This is a genomic window from Neobacillus sp. C211 (assembly GCF_051842875.1).
GTDB lineage: Bacteria > Bacillota > Bacilli > Bacillales > Cytobacillaceae > Neobacillus.
The window spans coordinates 53,611-70,427 of sequence record NZ_JBPXRO010000008.1 but is presented as its reverse complement, the minus strand read 5'-3'; the positions used below and the strand labels follow the sequence as shown (position 1 = coordinate 70,427).

The 16,817-nt window shown below is 40.4% G+C and carries 11 protein-coding genes; 9 read left to right on the top strand and 2 right to left on the bottom strand.

Annotated features, from left to right (window positions below; translation table 11 throughout):
- Nucleotides 1–89 precede the first annotated feature (89 nt).
- The 5 genes from ACSU6B_RS09710 (at nucleotide 90) to ACSU6B_RS09690 (ending at nucleotide 5,901) form a co-directional block, all read left to right on the top strand.
- On the top strand, nucleotides 90–1,271 hold the full coding sequence (locus tag ACSU6B_RS09710; RefSeq protein ID WP_410884737.1) for a galactokinase: 1,182 nt from the start codon (nucleotides 90–92) through the stop codon (nucleotides 1,269–1,271).
- Entirely contained in the window at nucleotides 1,272–2,261 is a 990-nt protein-coding gene (galE, locus tag ACSU6B_RS09705) for a UDP-glucose 4-epimerase GalE (protein ID WP_410884735.1), read from the top strand.
- An 11-nt stretch (nucleotides 2,262–2,272) separates the two neighbouring features.
- Nucleotides 2,273–3,757: a UDP-glucose--hexose-1-phosphate uridylyltransferase gene (gene galT, locus ACSU6B_RS09700; RefSeq protein WP_410884901.1), complete on the top strand. Its 1,485-nt coding sequence runs from the start codon at nucleotides 2,273–2,275 to the stop codon at nucleotides 3,755–3,757.
- A gap of 92 nt (nucleotides 3,758–3,849) precedes the next feature.
- Entirely contained in the window at nucleotides 3,850–4,908 is a 1,059-nt protein-coding gene (locus ACSU6B_RS09695) for an aldose epimerase family protein (RefSeq protein WP_410884733.1), read from the top strand.
- Nucleotides 4,909–4,911: 3 nt separating this feature from the next.
- Nucleotides 4,912–5,901 carry a LacI family DNA-binding transcriptional regulator gene (locus tag ACSU6B_RS09690; protein WP_410884731.1) on the top strand — a complete coding sequence of 330 codons (990 nt, stop codon included), beginning with the start codon at nucleotides 4,912–4,914 and terminating at the stop codon, nucleotides 5,899–5,901.
- 84 nt (nucleotides 5,902–5,985) lie between these two features.
- Here ACSU6B_RS09690 and ACSU6B_RS09685 read toward each other — a convergent pair whose 3' ends face one another.
- Both ACSU6B_RS09685 and ACSU6B_RS09680 read right to left on the bottom strand, forming a co-directional pair.
- Nucleotides 5,986–7,299, bottom strand: a complete 1,314-nt coding sequence (locus ACSU6B_RS09685) for a prolyl oligopeptidase family serine peptidase (protein ID WP_410884729.1) — start codon at nucleotides 7,297–7,299, stop codon at nucleotides 5,986–5,988.
- Between the two features lie 44 nt (nucleotides 7,300–7,343).
- Nucleotides 7,344–9,698 (bottom strand): glycoside hydrolase family 3 C-terminal domain-containing protein, encoded by a 2,355-nt coding sequence (locus tag ACSU6B_RS09680; RefSeq protein ID WP_410884727.1) that lies wholly within the window; start codon nucleotides 9,696–9,698, stop codon nucleotides 7,344–7,346.
- Nucleotides 9,699–10,107: 409 nt separating this feature from the next.
- Between ACSU6B_RS09680 and ACSU6B_RS09675 the strand changes: the two genes are divergently transcribed.
- The 4 genes from ACSU6B_RS09675 to ACSU6B_RS09660 all read left to right on the top strand — a co-directional run bounded on the left by ACSU6B_RS09675 (nucleotide 10,108) and on the right by ACSU6B_RS09660 (nucleotide 16,731).
- Nucleotides 10,108–12,498, top strand: a complete 2,391-nt coding sequence (locus ACSU6B_RS09675) for a beta-glucosidase (RefSeq protein WP_410884725.1) — start codon at nucleotides 10,108–10,110, stop codon at nucleotides 12,496–12,498.
- 192 nt (nucleotides 12,499–12,690) lie between these two features.
- The gene (locus ACSU6B_RS09670) at nucleotides 12,691–13,689 is read left to right on the top strand and encodes a sugar-binding protein (protein ID WP_410884723.1); all 999 of its coding nucleotides are present in this window, start codon (nucleotides 12,691–12,693) and stop codon (nucleotides 13,687–13,689) included.
- Nucleotides 13,686–15,170 (top strand): sensor histidine kinase, encoded by a 1,485-nt coding sequence (locus tag ACSU6B_RS09665; protein ID WP_410884721.1) that lies wholly within the window; start codon nucleotides 13,686–13,688, stop codon nucleotides 15,168–15,170. Before ACSU6B_RS09670 ends, ACSU6B_RS09665 begins: the two co-directional genes overlap by 4 nt.
- A complete protein-coding gene (locus tag ACSU6B_RS09660) occupies nucleotides 15,145–16,731 on the top strand; it encodes a response regulator (protein WP_410884719.1) in 1,587 nt (528 codons plus the stop codon). The genes ACSU6B_RS09665 and ACSU6B_RS09660 overlap by 26 nt, the downstream gene beginning before the upstream one ends.
- Nucleotides 16,732–16,817: the final 86 nt, after the last annotated feature.

The window sequence follows — 16,817 nt, the reverse complement described above, 5'->3', positions numbered from 1 at the left end:
AAACGGTTGAATATTTTTACTAACCGTTATAAAATTAAGTTGAAATTAATAATTTACTTACAAGAAACAGAATTTCTGGAGGAATTAAAATGAACGTTAACGCACTTAATAAAGTATTTTTAGATATGTTTCATATTTTACCTAGAAAAGCCTTTTTTGCTCCTGGGAGGATTAATTTAATTGGCGAGCATACCGATTATAATGGCGGTCATGTGTTTCCATGTGCGATTACCTACGGTACTTACGCTGTAGCAAGGAAACGGGAAGACCAAGTGATTCAACTATACTCAACGAACTTCCCTGAAAAAGGAATCATCGAATTTAACTTAAACAAACTAGAATATGAGAAAGAACACAATTGGGCCAACTATCCGAAAGGAATGATTCGGTACATGATCGAGGCGGGATATGAGATTCCAACGGGATTTGATTGTGCCATTGAAGGCAATATCCCGAATGGTGCAGGACTATCTTCGTCGGCTTCCATTGAGCTGTTAACCGGAGTGCTAGTAAACGGCCTGTTTGAATTAGAAATTCCTAGGCTTGATCTCATCAAGCTTGGTAAAAAGGTAGAGAATGAATTTATTGGTGTGAACAGCGGCATTATGGACCAGTTTGCGATTGGCATGGGGAAGAAAGATGCTGGAATTTTACTAGATTGCCAGACTCTAAGCTATGAATACGCACCCATTCACCTTGATGATTACAAAATTTTAATTATGAATACGAACAAGCGCAGGGAATTAGCTGATTCGAAATACAATGAGCGAAGAAGTGAATGTGAAGAGGCGCTAGCGCAACTTCAGCAAAAACTTCCGATTGAGGCTCTAGGTCAGTTATCTGAAGCGGAGTTTGATGAAAATCATTACCTAATTACCAATGAAACGGTGCGCAAACGAGCAAAGCACGCTGTCTATGAAAACGTGCGAACAATTAAGGCACTAGAAGAGCTTAAAGCGGGAAATTTAGAGGCATTTGGACAATTGATTAACCAATCACACGTATCCTTACGAGATGATTATGAAGTGACAGGGGTGGAACTTGACAGTTTAGTAGAGGCTGCATGGAAACAACCGGGAGTTCTAGGGGCGCGGATGACTGGTGCAGGATTCGGCGGCTGTGCTATTGCAATCGTAGAAAATGACGAGGTTGAAAACTTTATTGCAAATGTTGGGTCAGCCTATCTCGAGAAAATTGGCTACAAGGCAGAATTTTATGCAGCGAGCATTGGTGACGGGGCAAAAGAAATTCAAATGGAGGCGGCGATCTAAATGAGTATCCTTGTATTAGGTGGAGCGGGCTATGTCGGTTCACACGCTGTTTATCAGTTGATTGATCAGGGGTTTCCGGTGGTTGTGATTGATAATTTGCAAACAGGCCATAGCGATGCAATTCATCCAAAGGCAAGCTTTTATGAAGGGGATATCCGCAGTCGTGAGTTTATGCGCTCTGTTTTTGAAAAAGAAGACATTGAAGCAATCTTGCATTTTGCCGCCAATTCCCTTGTCGGGGAATCCATGGTTGAACCGTTAAAATACTTTGATAACAATGTTTATGGCACACAAGTTGTCCTTGAAATGATGAAGGAATTTAGCGTCAAGCACATCGTTTTTTCTTCGACAGCAGCAGTTTATGGAGAGCAGAAGGTTGTACCGATTACAGAGGATGCGGCAACCATTCCAACGAATACCTATGGCGAAACCAAGCTTGCGATGGAAAAAATGATGGCTTGGTGCGAAAAAGCGTTTGATCTTCACTATGTTTCCCTTCGCTATTTTAACGTAGCTTCGGCAAGAAGCGACGGACAAATTGGCGAGGACCATAACCCAGAAACGCATCTCATCCCTGTTGTATTAGAAGCAGCATTAGGCAAAAGGCCTGCCGTTACGATATTTGGGGAAGATTATGATACAGCAGATGGTACTTGTGTTCGTGATTATATTCATGTAGAAGACTTAATTGATGCCCATATATTAGCCCTCCGTTATCTACAAAATGGCGGGGAGAGTAATCATTTCAATCTTGGCTCAAGTCAAGGATTCTCGGTAAAAGAAATTGTTGAGACAGCTAAAGAGGTTACAGGAATTGATATCCCGGTAAAAATCGGTGAACGAAGAGCTGGAGACCCAAGTACATTAATTGCTTCTTCGGAAAAAGCAAAAAAGATATTGGGATGGAATCCAACGAGAACATCGATTCATCAAATGATTAGCAATGCCTGGAACTGGCATCAGCACCACCCGAATGGATATCAGAAATAGAGGTGAACATGATGATTTATCAACAAATACAACAATTAATCAATCAAGCAATAGCCGCTCAATTAATTGAGCGGGAAGATGAAATCTATGCGCGCAATCAAATATTGTCACTTCTCCATCTAACGGAGTTTAAGAAAGTGGACGCAGCAGGGGAAAGTAACTTTGATATCCCTGATTTACTCGATTTCATTGTAGATTATGCCTGCAATCAAGGGGTTATTGAAGAATTATTTGATGAAAAAGAGATTTTTTCAAGTAAAATTATGAACTGTTTCATCGCCCGGCCATCAGCGGTTAATCAGCTTTTTTATGGAAAATATAAACAGGATCCAAAAGCAGCAACACAGTATTTCTATGAGTTAAGTAAAAATAGCAACTACATTCAAATGAAGCGAATTCGAAATAACATTGAATATAAGACCGCTACAGAATATGGTGAACTTGATATTACCATTAATCTATCCAAACCCGAAAAGGATCCTAAAAGTATTGAACTCGAACGGTCGATGAAGAAAACGGACTATCCGAAATGCTTGCTTTGTGTGGAAAATGAGGGATATGCGGGAAGAATCGGGCACCCTGCCCGCTCCAATCACCGCATGATTCGTGTAAATCTATTAGAAAACACATGGTACTTGCAGTATTCACCATATGTCTATTACAACGAGCATTGTATCGTGTTAGCAGAAAAACATACCGATATGGTTATTAGTCCAACGACATTCTTACGGCTGTTAAGCTTTGTTGAGCAATTTCCACATTATTTTGTCGGCTCTAATGCGGACCTGCCGATTGTAGGGGGCTCGATTTTATCCCATGATCATTATCAAGGCGGGAATTATCAATTTGCGATGGCGAAGGCAGGGGATGACTGGGCATTTAAAATGGCTGGATATCCGGATGTAGAGTGTGCGGTTGTTAAATGGCCTATGTCCGTTATTCGCCTGCGTTCCGATCAAATTAGTACGCTCGTTGAAGCCGGGTCACATATTTTAGACAAATGGAAAAAGTACAGTGATGAAGGTTTAGGAATTGAGGCGAGGACTGGCGATACCCCGCACAACACAATTACACCCATTGCACGTAAAAATGGGGATGTATTTGAACTGGATTTGGTTCTGCGTAACAACCGGACGAGTGATGAACATCCGCTTGGCATTTTCCATCCTCACGCAGATGTACATCATATTAAGAAGGAAAATATTGGCCTAATTGAAGTGATGGGGCTGGCGGTTTTACCAGCACGGTTAAAGGATGAACTAGGAGAAGTGGAAAATTACATCCTAGGTCAATCATCGGCAGTAGCAGACTATCATTTAGACTGGGCGGAAGCGTTAAAAGCACGCTATCTAGCTATTGCTAATGAAGCGAATGTGGATGGTCTGGTAAGAGAAGAAGTAGGAAAGAAGTTTTTAAGGTGCTTGGAAGATGCAGGAGTGTTTAAGCGAAATGAAGTGGGTGCAGCTGGGTTCCAGCGGTTTATCAGTACGTTATAAAAACATAATCGGCCCAGAACTTTGTTGATAGCTCTAGTTTTTAAAAAGAAATGAATTAGAATACCTTCTGAAAAATATGGAGTGATAACGCGATGAAAATATTAGATAGAATATTTGGCAGTTACGAGGGTGAGTCTGTTACTGAGTATACCTTAGTCAATGATTACGGCATGATGGTCTCTTGCCTTAATTATGGTTGTGTGATGACTAAAATCATCGTCCCTGACCGTCATGGAAACTTTGAAAATGTAGTGCTTGGATTTGAAAACTTCGAAGATTACACAGAATGGTCCCCGTATTTTGGCGCAGTTGTGGGACGAGTAGCCGGAAGAATTAATGGTGCCAGCTTTGAGTTGGACGGAAAAGAATACCATCTTGCAGACAATGATTATCCCAATCATATACACGGGGGCAGGAAGGGCTTTAACTCTGTGATTTGGAAAACCGAAATAATAGAGGAAGAAAATGCAGTCGGTTTGAAGTTTTTTTATCATAGTCCAGACGGTGACGAAGGCTATCCTGGTAATCTAGACACCACTGTTACCTATATTCTAAACAATAAAAATGAACTCGATATTACTTTTGAAGGGAAAACGGATCAAAAAACAGTTGTCAACTTAACGAATCACTCGTATTTTAACTTGAGTGGAAATGTAAAAAGAGATTGTTCTGAACATATTCTCCAATTAGAAAGTGATCAGTTTTTAGAACTGGGCAAAGGTTTTATCCCTACTGGTAATATGATTGATACGAAAAATACCCCATTTGATTTTAAGCATGGCAGAAGGTTACGCTCTGGGATGGTTTCGTCTCATCCACAAAATGTGCTTGTTGGTAATGGGTACGACCACCCACTTGTTTTTACCAAAAAGGGTGAAAATACAATCATGCTAAGTGATGATGAAAGCGGCCGTTCACTGCTTGTTTCGACCGACCAGCCATGCGTCGTCCTTTATACAGGGAACCAACTAGAAGGTCCCTATTCTATAGCAGGTGTCAGGTCAAGAAACTATTTGGGTGTTTGTCTGGAAACGCAAGGATTTCCAGATGCTATCCATCACCCAGAGTTCCCCTCTGTCATTTTAAACCCGGAGGAAGTATACTATTCCAAAACAGTGTATCGTTTTTTTGCTAATACATTAGGAGATTGATTAATGGCTACCATCAAAGATATTGCACAAATGGCAGGGGTATCGATCGCCACTGTATCCCGTGTTTTGAATTATGATACGACACTTTCTGTCAGCGATGAAACCAAAAAAAGAATTTTCGAAGTGGCAGAGGAATTATCGTATAAAAAGAAACCAGCCCGCAAGCAGGGGGCGGGGAAAATTGCTCTCCTGCAATGGTATACCGAAAAAGAAGAACTGGAAGATTTGTATTACATGTCGATCCGGCTTGGGGTTGAAAACCAATGCCGACAGCAAGGGATTCAAGTGGCCAAATATTTTCAAGACAACTATGAGGATTTGAAGGAAGACGATATTCAAGGGCTGATTGCGATAGGGAAATTTAGCAAGAAGCAGGTGAATGAGCTGCTTAAGATAACAAAAAATATTGTCTTTGTGGACACCTCACCAGACGAAGACCGGTTTGATTCGATCGTCATTGACTTTGAAAGGGCAACAATAAAGGTACTTGATCATTTTATGAAGAAGGGTCATGAGAAAATCGGCTATATCGGCGGAAGAGAAGTGTTTAAAGATAAAACTTCCATCATAGAAGACCCAAGGGAATCGGCGTTCAAGCGCTATTTAACAGGTAAAGGGATGCCCTATGAAGCTTTTATGTATGTAGGAACCTTCTCAGCCGATGAAGGTCATGTCATGATGAAAAAGGCGATTGATGAACATGGGGACAACCTGCCAACCGCCTTTTTTGCAGGTAATGATTCGATTGCTGTTGGGGCATTAAGGGCACTGCTGGAGGCAGGAATTTCTGTTCCAAAACGGGTTAACATCATCGGTGTGAATGACATCAGTATCTCCAAATATGTCTATCCAGCGTTAAGCACGATTAAGGTGTATACCGAAATCATGGGAGAAACCGCCGTTGACACCCTTTTGGAGAGAATCGCAGGCAGAAAAACAGCCAAAAAAATATTCATCGCCACAGAACTAATCATTCGTAACAGTAGCTTTTAACCTAAGAAAAAATTAAAACATGCCAATTTGTCCAACTGAGGTGGACAAATTGGCATGTTGTCTTTTTGTGGTGCCTGACACCATTTATTTATTTAACGACTGGGCAGCCATCCATTCCATGATTGTTGTTGTTTTGCCATTAATAGATGCTGCAGGTTCATTGTTGTATACATAAATCCATGACCAGTGTCCAGCGTATTGATATGGTGTACCATCTGCATTGTTATATAAGCCTGAAGTATCATGTACGTCATCAAATAACGATAATTGTACATTCTTTGCTCCAGCTTGGATTAATCGGTCATAGGTTGGTACTGTGTTGATTGCAGGAGGCAATGTCGTATCATTTATAGCTGCAACAAACCAGATTGGCGTTTCTTTAATTTTTTGGATGTCAGCATCGGTTATCAATGTATCATTTAACCCTTCACATACCGGATAAGCGGCAGCAAAGTATCCTGGATAATCACGAACCATTAGCATTGTCATATATCCACCATTTGAAGCTCCGCCAATGTAGATTCTATTTGGATCAATATCAGGATTTTTTGAAACATAATCGTTAATTAGTGCCATAAGAGCTTCTTCATAGATAGAAGTTCCATCTGCTCCACCCGTTATAGAACCATGCATCCATCTAGTAGGTGCCTGAGGTGCTAAAACATAAGCTCCACCAAAGTAAGATTGAATCATATCAGTAGAAAGACTTACAGCTTCATTTGCAGAAAGTGGAATGGTTGCATCTGTTCCCCCTTCACCGCCGCCGTGGAGCCAGATAATTAGTGGATTCTTTCCTTTGTCTTTTGCTGGTGCATAATCTGCGTAAGTTAATGTAGTATTATCAAACGTTGCTTTCCCGGTAGTGAAGTCATCGACAAGTTCTCTTTTTTCCCCTGCAAATGTGTCAACCACTAACCCTGAGATGGTTCCAGCGCTAGTCACAATGTCTTTTTGTTGAGTGATCGTATATTTGCTATCAATCCAATCATTAAATCGGGTTCCAGCAAAATCATAGTTGAGCGGGGAACCTAAAGATACAGTTGGTCCAATCTTCATTTCTAATACCACGTATTTTCCTGTTGCAACTGCAGGGTTTCCGTCTTTATCCGAAACAAATGCTTTTGTAACGGTGCGGTCACCTTCTTCCAGAAATGGTGTCTTTAACCTGCTGTCACTTCTAACAACATGAACATTGAACGTATTTGTTGTTACGGAGTCTTTTGGAATCGGTCTGCCTACATCGACGATTACTTTTGTAATGGCCGCTCCCCAATCTTCAATCTCTGTAACCGTACGGTAAGAGGTTGGCTGCGTCTTAACTTCCTTGGCAAGTGCCCCCAAGCTGAAAGGAAAGGCCATTATAATGGCCATCAGTAAGAACATAAATCTTTTTATCATTTATTTTGCCTCCTCATTTTTTCCTTTTAAGTCTATCTATCTTTCTATTGATTGTACTTTGATAGCCTATCTAATTGAACTTCAGGACCATTGTTATTAACCGTTTCAACAACTAGGTCTTTATTTACTTTAAAGGTTAAGGTACCTCTGAAATCCTTTGAAGACGAACCTACATGGAATTGATAGGAACCCTTTTCTAAAATCCATGAAGAAGTATCTTCATCAAAGGAAGCAATATCTTTTGGACTTATAAAGAAATTAACTGTTTCTTTTTGCCCCGGCTTTAGCTCTCTCGTTTTTGCGAAGGCCTTAAGTTCAATGGCTGGTTTTTCTAGTTTCCCATCTGGTGCACTTACATATAGTTGTGGTGCCTCTTTTCCAGCAAAGGAACCGGAGTTTGTCACTTTAAACGAGACTTTGATTTTATTAGATAAGTTGTCTTTATTTAATTTAAAATCGCTATAATCAAAAGTTGTATAAGATAGTCCATAACCAAATTCATAGGCAGTTGGTACATTAAATGTTGAGTAGTAACGGTAGCCGACATAAATATCTTCACTATATTTGACTAGATTTGGATTGCCATCAGAGCTTGGGAAGTTAGCATAACTTGGCGCATCCTCTAAATGAACTGGGAAGGTTGCCGGAAGTTTACCAGAAGGATTCGCTTTGCCAGAAAGAACATCTGTAAGGGCATTACCTGCTTCCATTCCTGGCTGCCAAGATAATAAAATGGAATCGGCATAGTCCTTCCAGTCTGTCGTGTTAAAAGGAGCGCCAACATTTAAGACCACGACAACCTTTTTATTAACCGCGTGATATGCATTAGAAACCTTTTTTATTAGTTCTAACTCTTTTGTAGTTGGTTCAAAGGTAGTCGAATTTCCATCCGCACCCTCCCCGGATCCTCGTGCAATTACTACCACGCCGATATCGGAATTGTTTGCCATATATTCCGCATCTTCGATAGTCAGATTTTCATTGATTTCTGTCCCGCTTGCGTTCGTATAAACAGGACTATAGCCTCCATTTTTTAGTCCTTCAGGAAGCTGGACCGTATGTGTTGGAGTAACATAGGCACTTCCTGTTCCCATTAAGAACATTTTCGTAGCAGCATTATCCGTCGTACACGCAGAAGCAGGGGTACCAAATCCACAGCTTGGCATGGTATACGAGTTGCCGACTAAACCGACCTTCTTGACCTTATCTGTAAACGGAAGCGCTTTATTTTTATTTTTTAATAAAACCATTCCTTCCGGTGCCGCTTCTCTTGAAAGTTTTGCATTAGCAGTTGCAAGCTCTACACTTACACTTTGTTTCGTATCATCAACGCTACTTAATTTTTTGAATGTAGGTGACTTAACCACTAAATTTAGAATATTCTCGATGGCCGTATCAAGTTTCTCCTCTGGAAGTGAACCGTCTAAGATGGCCGCTTTAACTGCTGCCTTACCAACCGCATTTAAACTTGGCATGGACAAGTCATTTCCGCCGTTCAACATCGCTACTCCATTTTGTTTAGATCCGCCCCAGTCTGTCATAACCATCCCGTTAAAACCCCAGTCACTTCTTAGTACATCATTTAACAGCCATGAATTATGAGCAGAAAACGGACCATTTATCGAGTTATAGGAACTCATTACTGTCCAAGGACTTGCTTCTTTAATCACCCGCTCGAATCCGGCTAAATAAATTTCTCTTAAGGCACGTTCAGAAATGATTTCGTTTACTGACTGTCTGTTTGTTTCCTGATTATTTGCTGCATAGTGCTTCATACTTACACCAACACCCTGGTCTTGCACGCCTTTAGTAAACTCAGCTGCCATTTCACCGCTTAAGTATGGATCTTCCGAATAATATTCGAAGTTTCTTCCACCTCTTGGATCTCTGTGAATATTCAATGCGGGTCCTAATATAACATCCACGCCATAATCAAGGGTTTCTTTTCCCATCGCACTAGAAACCTGGTACATTAAATCCTTATTAAAACTAGCAGATAATGCCGAGGGAATTGGGAAACCGGTTGTCGACTTATTTGCTGTTGATCCAAATCGAAGACCGGCTGGACCATCGGCAAAAGTAAGCTTTGGAATACCAAGCCGCGGAATAGGAAAGGTTCCGCCAGCAGCCCCTGTTACTGCGGCTCCAGCTCCTCCAATCAAATCTACCTTTTCGTCCAGCGTCATGGCCTGAATAACTGCTAGAATGGAAGATTGGTCGACTAACATTGGCGTTTGCTCCTGAGCAGCACCAGTTTGTACACTACTATTTTCTGTGGCAACAGCCTCCGCATTAACTTGCGTTTGTGGCTGTTCCATTGCTAGTACTCCTGAATTACCAGAAGACAATAGCATTAGACTAAACATGGATGAACTTAGAACCTTGTAATAACCCTTCACACCTAACAACCCCTTCTTTCGAATGAAAACCCTTACAATCAAGAGGTTAACATGTAAAGTGTAATTCGATAAGTTACAAGAGGTAGCATTAAATTGTGATTTACTAGATTAATTTGTTATAGACTGAAAATTCAATAAATTATTAAATGTTCAAGAGGAATTATACATATTTCTTAGACATTATTCTAAATGACTTAAGAGAAGGGTATAAAACTGTAAAGGAAATCCCTTTTTAAACTCTTTCTATCTCTTAATCTCTTTCAACTAAAACAAAATAATGAAGATATTCGCAAGATAATCCAGAAGAATGATAATAGTCTGAAACTTCACTTAAGTTAAACTAACAATGAAAGCGTTTTAATTTATATGTGTAAAAAGTTCAGACTAATTTGATGGGGGAATTAGAATTATGTTAAAAAAGCTAAAGAAGAAAAAGTTGAAATTACTGGCCATTACTCTTACATCTTCATTACTTCTCTCAGGACTCACCTTTGACATTGCATCCGCTCAGAGTCAAGATCCATCAAACATACAACAAAACAAAACTACTGTACAGACAACAGCACCATACTTAACAGACGCAGCATCTATTAACACTGTTATTCAAGCGATGACCTTAGAGGAAAAAGCTAAATTTGTTGTCGGGGTAGGAATGCCTGGATTTGGGGGAATGCCTCCATTTGAAGTAACCGGAGCAGTAGGCGGCACCTACGGAATTCCTCGGTTAGGAATCCCTGAACTGCGTTTTGCTGACGGCCCGGCAGGACTACGGATTCGTCCAACAAGGCCAGGACAAACTCAAACTTATTATGCAACCGCTTTCCCGATTGCATCGGCGCTGGCCTCCACTTGGGATCCTGCAACTGCAGAAGCAGTAGGTAAAGCTCAGGGAAATGAAGTGAAAGAATATGGTGTCGACCTTTTATTAGCACCGGCACTGAATATCCACCGTAATCCATTAAATGGACGAAACTTCGAATACTATTCAGAGGATCCTTTAATTTCAGGGAAAATAGCTGCGGCGATGGTGAATGGGGTACAATCGAACGGTGTTGGCGCAACAATCAAGCACTTTGTTGCTAATAACCAGGAAACAAACCGGAATAGCATTGATACCGTCGTTTCTGAACGAGCATTAAGGGAAATTTATCTAAAAGGCTTTGAAATTGCTGTTAAGGAATCCCATCCATGGTCCGTTATGAGTTCCTATAACAAACTTAATGGAACATACACTTCCCAAAATGCTGACTTGTTAACAACTGTTTTGCGTAAGGACTGGGGCTACACAGGGTTTGTCATGACAGACTGGTTTGGAGGAGATAATCCGGTAGAACAAATGAAGGCTGGCAATGACATGATTATGCCGGGTGCATCGTACCAATCCGATATAATTAAAGCAGCTGTTGAAGGTGGAAATTTGGACGAAAAAGTGCTTGACCGCAATATTAAGAACATTCTCCAGATCGTCATCGAAACACCTGAGTTTAAAAAGTACCAAAACTCCGACAAGCCTGATTTAGCTGCTCATGCACAAACAGCTCGAAAAGCAGCTGCGGAAGGAATGGTTCTTTTAAAGAACGACAATATGCCGCTGCCAATCAGCAAAGATCAAAAGGTCACGTTATTTGGCAATACACAAATCGAGACGGTTAAAGGTGGAACAGGAAGCGGTGATGTTAATGCAGCTTACACCACCTCGATTGCAGATGGCTTAAAGAGTGCTGGCTACGAATTAAATCAATCCGAATTCCAGGAATATAAGACATATATTGATACATTGCGCTCGCAGGAACAATATAAAATTAAACCAAGTCCATGGGGTGAGGATTTTGGCAAGTCAATCCCTGCCATTCCTGAAAAGCCTCTAGCAGATAATGAAATTGCCGCTGCTTCGAAAGAATCGGATATCGGCGTCATTGTTATTGGCCGTAATTCAGGAGAAGGTGCGGACCGTCAAGTGGTAAAAGGGGATTACCTATTAAGTGATGCAGAACAAGACATGATTTCGAAAGTATCAGCAGAATACCACAAGCAGGGTAAAAAAGTAGCCGTTATTTTGAATATTGGCGGACCTATCGATGTAGCAAGCTGGCGGGATAAGGTTGACTCTATCCTATTAGCATGGCAGCCTGGCCAGGAGGCAGGTTATGCTGTAGCGGATGTTATTTCCGGTAAAGTCAATCCGTCCGGAAAACTGCCAACTACCTTCCCTGTAAAATATAGCGATGTTGCATCGGCAGATAGCTTCCCTGGAACACCTGCTGAGAACCCAACACAGGTGATCTATAACGAAGACATTTATGTCGGCTACCGCTACAATACCACGTTCAATGTGAAGCCTGCTTATGAATTTGGTTATGGATTGTCCTATACAAGCTTCAACTTTAGCCATGTAAATATCAATGAAGGAAAGAAATTTAAGGACAAGCTTAAGGTATCTGCTATGGTCGAAAATACGGGCAAGCTTTCTGGGAGAGAAGTCGTCCAAGTTTATGTTTCCGCCCCAGATGGAAAGCTTGAGAAACCTGCTGTTGAACTAAAGGCCTTTGGTAAAACAAAAGACCTTAAGCCGCATCAACGTGAGCTTCTTCAATTCGATCTAAATGCCAAAGACCTTGCCTCCTTCGATGAAGAGAAAAATGCATGGATTCTTGAAAAAGGCACATATACAGTAAAAGTGGGGGCATCCTCAGAAGACATTAAAGGAACAGCAACGTTTACGGTAGACCACGATATGGTTGTTGAAAAGGTTAACGAGGCATTGGCACCTAAAGTTGATTTTGAACCGCTTACCAAATAAATCCTAAAAAGGACATTGGTGAACAGCCCTCATTGAAAGTGAATGAAGGCTGTTTTTTTATTGGTAAATGTGGTTAAAAATGGGATTCAAATTGAAATGGTAATCAAAACATTTTCATATTTTGGGAGATTGTCGATTATTGCTATGTTCCGTATAATAGGCTTAACTATGCTTTGGGATTGGGGATGTTATATGAGCAAGTTATCCATCGTTGCCTATACAGTTGGAAGTTTGTTTTTTCTTGTCAGTTGCTCACTTTCAATCTTTTACGGATATAAGATCGTTACCCACCACTTACCTAAGGAGGAAAGTGCAGTAAAAAAGTATAGCTACCATCTTATTCTTGTTCCTGAAGAGTTAGATAATGAATATTGGAAGCTTGTTGAAAAAGGGGCAAAGAAGGCAGCAGAAAAATATAGTGTTCAGCTGGAATATGCTGGGCCGAAGCAGGCAAATATTGATGATCATGTAAAAACAATTGAAATGTCAGCTGCTTCAAAAGTTGATGGGATCATTACACAGGGATTGAGTGACGAACAATTTACTCCGCTTATTAATCGGGTCGTAGCTAAGGGAATCCCTGTTATCACGGTCGATACGGACACCTCGAACAGTAAAAGGCTGGCCTATATTGGAACGGATAATTATTATTCCGGCTTTTTAGCAGGGAAAGCTTTGATAGCGGATACAAAGGGTAATGCCAATGTAGCGATTATTACGGGGAGCTTTTATGCGAATCATATGCAGCAGCGAGTTAAGGGATTTCAGGATGCTGTAAAAGCAGAAAAAGGAATCCATATCATTGCTGTGGAAGAGTCAGAGATTAGCAGAGTAAAAGCAGCGGAAAAGGCCAACCAAATTTTGCAGGATCACCCTGAGGTCAACGCGTTCTTTGGGACAAGTGCCTTGGATGGCATCGAAATTGCCCAAGTGGTCGAAAAATATAAAAAACAGAATAAAATTTATATTATTGGCTTTGATACACTACCGGAAACGCTTAAGTTTATAAGAAAGGGAACCATTAAGGCAACCGTTGTCCAGGAACCATTTCAAATGGGTTATGGGGCAGTAAAAATGATGATTGATCTAATTGAGGGGAAAAAGGTTTCGCCTATTGTCCATACGGATACTCGAATTTTGAGAATAAGCGATTTATCCGTGAATAATGGCAGAATGGGGGAGCATGAATGATGTTATTTCGGATTAGATCAAAATTGCTGCTTTATTTCATTGTCCTTGTAGTTTTGTTAACTTCGGTCGGGTTCTTTTTTTATAACAGCAGTGAAAAGCTGGTGACGGAATATGATGACAGCTTTGAACGATTTCTTTTGCTAAATGATATTTCGCAAAGATCCAATTTACTTACGGAAAAGCTTCATGGGTATATTTTAGATAAGGATGAATCCTACCTAAAAGACTATCGAAAAGAAAAGCTTAAGCTTATTAAGGACCAAAAGAGGCTTTATAAAGTAATCAATACGAATGAGATTACGCTTACAAATTATAAAAATATGATTGATAGTTTTTTGGATGAAGGGGATGCCACTGTTGGTGCATTTAAGCAGGACGAGATTAATCAATATTCGGGTCATTTTAATGAAGTATTGAAGATAAACTCATTTCTTCAAGAAAGCACTCTTGCACTATTAAACAATAAACTGACGGACTATCAAAAATTTTATGATCAAATGGAGCAGCAAAACCATTATTATAAGCTCATGTCGATTTCCCTTTTTGCAGCAGCTTTTGTTCTAAGCACTTTGTTAGCATTATGGATTTCCGGCGGGATTACGAAGCCAATTAGATTGTTATCACATGCAGCTAAGGAGATTTCAATTGGAAACTTAGCAGGTGAGGATATAAAAATTACCACAAAGGACGAGCTTAAGCCATTAACAGAAACCTTTAATCAAATGCGTACGAACCTTAGACAGCTCGTAACGGAAATCAAACAACAAGGGGAGTTAGATAAGTTATTAAAAGAATTGGAGTTAAAGAGTCTCCAAAATCAAATCAATCCTCATTTCCTATTCAATACTTTGAATACGGTTTCAAAAATGGCCTATTTGGAAGAAGCGGAGCAGACTACAAGATTAATAGAAGCTGTTGCTGCCATACTCAGGTATAACTTGAGTGATTTCGACAAAGCCTCAACGCTAAGAGAAGAAGTGAGAATTGTTCAAGAGTATTTTTATATTCAACAAACACGTTTTGGGGAACGGATTCAATTTGTGACCGACATCGAGGATGATTGTTTAGATATTGAAATCCCTAGTTTAATCTTACAGCCATTAATTGAGAACGCATTCATGCATGGGGTTGAATCCTACGAGGAAAATGGGATCATCCATCTTCATGTATACAGGCATAATCATCAGATTTACGTCGAAGTCATTGATAACGGTACGGGAATGGACGATACTACCAAGAAAAGATTGCTCAAATATGTAGAGTGCATCGAACCAGAGGAAAGATACGAAGCTGAAAAATCAAAAGGTCAATCAACGGGTATTGGTGTGAAAAATGTGATCAGAAGGCTGCAGCTCTTTTATCAGAGAAATGACATTGTTGAAATTGAATCAGAAGTAGACCATGGAACCAATTTTAGACTTACGATTCCTGTTGTTGCCAAAGGGGGAAAAGGCCTTGTTGAAAATTCTTATTGTGGATGATGAAGTCTTGGAGCGGACGGCATTAACGAAGATCATTAACCGTTCATCCATGGACGTAATCGTCATTGGAGAAGCCCCCAATGGGAGAAAGGCAATTGAAATGGCCATGGAACATCGGCCTAATATCATTTTTATGGATATTAAAATGCCGGGAATAGATGGCGTTCAAGCCGTCAAAGCGATAAAAAAAATCGACCCTGGCATTCGGTTTATTATGGTTTCCGCCTTTAATACGTTCGAATATGCAAAGGAAGTAATGCAGCAGGGGGTTAAGGAATACATCTTAAAACCCAGCAGAAAACAAGATATTCTTGCGGCATTAGACCGCGTTTCTAGTGACATCCTAGAGGAGAGTAAACAACGGGAAGAGCAGCAAAATTTGCGGGAAAACCTGGACCGTGCCGTATCGATCGCCCAAAAAGAATGGGTATCAACTGTATTGGTGAATCAAGTCCAGGATATCTCCTTTGATGAATGGGGGCAGCTGCTTGGGGTTGAGATTACTTCGGGGTATATCATGCTTTTCTCACTAAGGCCACGGGGCATGACGGAACTTGCAGCAGTTGAAAAACAGAACTGGTATTTGTGGCTTAAGGATACTCTTAATTCTATCGTGCTGAAACAGGAAATGATGGTTGGCCCGTTAACTGACGCACAGGTACCTGTTTTATTCCTCTGTAAAAAAACGACGGAAAAGTTCCAATTTAAAACTAATGCGCAGGCGGTCATCGATGGTCTGAACAGTCTTTTTGAAAAGAAATACTTGGATGCGGAACTAAGGATAGGGGTCGGTCTTCCCTACAACCATGCACATGAACTAAATAAATCCTATCACGACGCGCTAATGGCCCTGCAGCACCTCGTAAAAACTCCCAATCGAAAATATTTATTTGCAGTTAAACAAGGGTCTACTGAGCTCCCTTCTCAATCAGGGGTGTTAGAGATTGAGAAGAAACTATTAGAAGCTGTGAGGCAGGGAGATGTCAATCAAGTCTTGGTCATTTTTGAATCGTTTGCAACGATGCTGGCAGATGATAAGAAAATAAAAGGGTCACTAGTTAAAAAATCATTTGATGAATTGTTTATTCTCATTTCCCGAATGCTCCATGATTTAGGTATAAGCTATGAACGAACACCTGCAGTGGAAGAGTCTGAGGAAATTAAGGCGATTTTTGAAAAAGGAAAGGCCCATTTATTAGCCGTCGTTCATCATGTCCAGGTGTGGCGAAACAATCACGCTAAGGGCATGCTCCATAAGGCAAAGGAATATATCGAAAACCATTATGCTGCTTCGATTACATTGGAATTAGTGGCAGAATATGTGGAGCTTAGTCCCTATTATTTTAGCAAATTATTTAAAGATCGTTTTGGGATGACCTTTATTGATTATGTGACGGAAATAAGAATCAAGCATGCCAAGGCTGAAATGGTTGACCCAGGAAAGAGCTTGAAGGAAATATGTTATTCGATTGGCTACAAGGATCCAAACTATTTTAGCCGCGTGTTTAAAAAGCATACAGGCTTATCGCCAACAGAATTTCGCAAAGTAACAGTAGGTTAATATTTTTTCTCTAATGAGATCAATCCGTCGTAGTGGATTGCTCTCATTTTTTTAATAAAAAATAAAGCGTTTGCAAAAAAGTCTAG

Excerpts from the sequence above, each read along its gene's own strand:
- ACSU6B_RS09690 (WP_410884731.1), top strand. The coding sequence starts at position 4,912 with ATGGCTACCATCAAAGATATTGCACAAATGGCAGGGGTATCGATCGCC.
- ACSU6B_RS09685 (WP_410884729.1), bottom strand. The coding sequence starts at position 7,299 with ATGATAAAAAGATTTATGTTCTTACTGATGGCCATTATAATGGCCTTT.
- ACSU6B_RS09665 (WP_410884721.1), top strand. The coding sequence starts at position 13,686 with ATGATGTTATTTCGGATTAGATCAAAATTGCTGCTTTATTTCATTGTC.
- ACSU6B_RS09670 (WP_410884723.1), top strand. The coding sequence starts at position 12,691 with ATGAGCAAGTTATCCATCGTTGCCTATACAGTTGGAAGTTTGTTTTTT.
- galT (WP_410884901.1), top strand. The coding sequence starts at position 2,273 with ATGATTTATCAACAAATACAACAATTAATCAATCAAGCAATAGCCGCT.
- ACSU6B_RS09695 (WP_410884733.1), top strand. The coding sequence starts at position 3,850 with ATGAAAATATTAGATAGAATATTTGGCAGTTACGAGGGTGAGTCTGTT.
- ACSU6B_RS09710 (WP_410884737.1), top strand. The coding sequence starts at position 90 with ATGAACGTTAACGCACTTAATAAAGTATTTTTAGATATGTTTCATATT.
- ACSU6B_RS09675 (WP_410884725.1), top strand. The coding sequence starts at position 10,108 with ATGTTAAAAAAGCTAAAGAAGAAAAAGTTGAAATTACTGGCCATTACT.
- galE (WP_410884735.1), top strand. The coding sequence starts at position 1,272 with ATGAGTATCCTTGTATTAGGTGGAGCGGGCTATGTCGGTTCACACGCT.